This window comes from Lysinibacillus piscis, assembly GCF_026012395.1.
Lineage (GTDB): Bacteria > Bacillota > Bacilli > Bacillales_A > Planococcaceae > Lysinibacillus > Lysinibacillus piscis.
The window spans coordinates 1-1932 of sequence record NZ_BRZA01000015.1; the positions used below are offsets into that span (position 1 = coordinate 1).

Here is a 1932-nt window from a genome sequence, read left to right on the forward strand (position 1 = left end):
TGTATTAGGCACGCCGCCAGCGTTCGTCCTGAGCCAGGATCAAACTCTCCATAAAAGAGAAATCTGAATAGCTCAAATCTCATTGCTGGCATCATATTTTGGTATGATGTCCAAAATTGTCTTACTTTATTGATTACGCTTTGTTTGTTCAGTTTTCAAGGTTCACTTTGTTTGAGTCACTTTAAATATTATAACATATGATGATAAAATAACAATACTTTTTTTAAAAAAATTATTTATCAACAAACTTTTTTAAGGACAATTAATAATTTATCATACCTTTAATTTATTTGCAAGTTTTTTATAATAAAATTTAAGATTTATATTATAAAATTAGATAATAGAAGTAGTTACTCATTTTATAGTAAGTAATTTTTTTATTTATATTTTAAAAATTTTGATGGTTTCTTAACCTTTATTGTAGTTACTATAGTCTAAATTTAGGCCAAAACTTCAAAAATTGAATCGTCCTATTTCTCCCAATATTTAATAAATCCTCTTTATCTTCCTCACTTAAATCAAATTGCGTCGCACTATAATCATCTACAGGTATAAATATAATATCGCGTTCATGCTGTCTTGAGATATATCGCTCATCATGTGCATTTTTCATTGTTGAAAACAATGCTTCAAATAAATCTAAACCATTTTTAATATTATGTGGACATTGCTCTTCTTTTCTTCTACTTAATTTAATTCCTATTGTTGGTCTTATTCTACGCCCATCCTTATTATCAAATATCCACAAAGGGAAATTACTTAATACCCCACCATCAACTATTACAGATTCCCCCTTCCCATTTTTTAATGTAACTGGCTCAAAAAAAAATGGAATCCCACAGCTCATGCGTAAAGCACATGCAACGGAAAAATTTTGTGCATCAATTTGATAGGTATGCAAATCATCAGGTAATACTATCATTTTGCCATTAGTTAAATCTGATGCTACTAACTTTAATGAATCTTTAGGCAAATCTCCGAATGTAAAAATTCCTTTAGCAGCTAATTTTTTAAAAAACCACTTCTCTAATTCTTTTCCTTTATACAACCCTAAATGATTATAAACATTCATCCATTTCATAAAAGGCAATGGCAAAAATGTTTTACGTGAATCTAATAATGATGGTATATCTAACTCCGTTAACATATCTTCAATTTCCTTCCCACTATATCCAGCTGCAATAAACGCAGCTAAAATTGCACCTGCACTAGTTCCAGCTACCCTTTTAAAACGAAAATGTTCAGCTTCAAGCACCTGATAAGCACCCACAAGCGCAAACCCCTTTAGCCCTCCACCAGAAAACACACCATCAATCCACAAAACTCTTTCTCCTTTTCTCATAGATTTTTACATTATAAGTATCGACTGCAACATTTAGAACATCTTATTTCTCTGGTGAGAGATCATGCTTCTTTATTTATTCTGTGATGTTTTCCATGGCAAAATAAAAAGAATTCAATAAGAAATTATTAATCTGTCGCAAGCTGATTAATGCAACTAATAATCCGCGTTGAAGGAGATTCTTTATGGTACTACTTAAATATTACCATGTTCTATACATTAAAATTTTCACATATTATAGATTTTCTCAAATGTTTTAGCATCCATAAATAAACTTACTTAAACTTTATGACATCTATGGAAATTTCGAATATCAGTTGAATTATTCCATCAACAAAAAGCCCATTCTCATTTGATATAGAGAATGGACGAAATTAAAAAGGATATGTATATAATTGGTTATAAAAATACATAATTTTAAAAATTAAAATAATATTATGTTAAGTACTTTAGCGTAGTTTATATATAAAAAAACCAGCCAACTAGTAATCAGTTGACTGGTTAATTGCGAAGCGACGTCCTACTCTCACAGGGGGAATCCCCCAACTACCATCGGCGCTAAAGAGCTTAACTTCCGTGTTCGGGATGGG

1 protein-coding gene and 1 rRNA gene are annotated in these 1932 nt (G+C 30.6%); both read right to left on the reverse strand.

Translation table 11 applies throughout. The features are described 5' to 3' along the window. Positions 1-427: 427 nt before the first annotated feature. A complete protein-coding gene (locus tag OPF91_RS19070; RefSeq protein WP_264990504.1) occupies positions 428-1321 on the reverse strand; it encodes a patatin-like phospholipase family protein in 894 nt (297 codons plus the stop codon). 528 nt (positions 1322-1849) lie between these two features. Further along, positions 1850-1932: ribosomal RNA gene (rrf, locus tag OPF91_RS19075) — 5S ribosomal RNA — on the reverse strand; the annotation flags it as partial.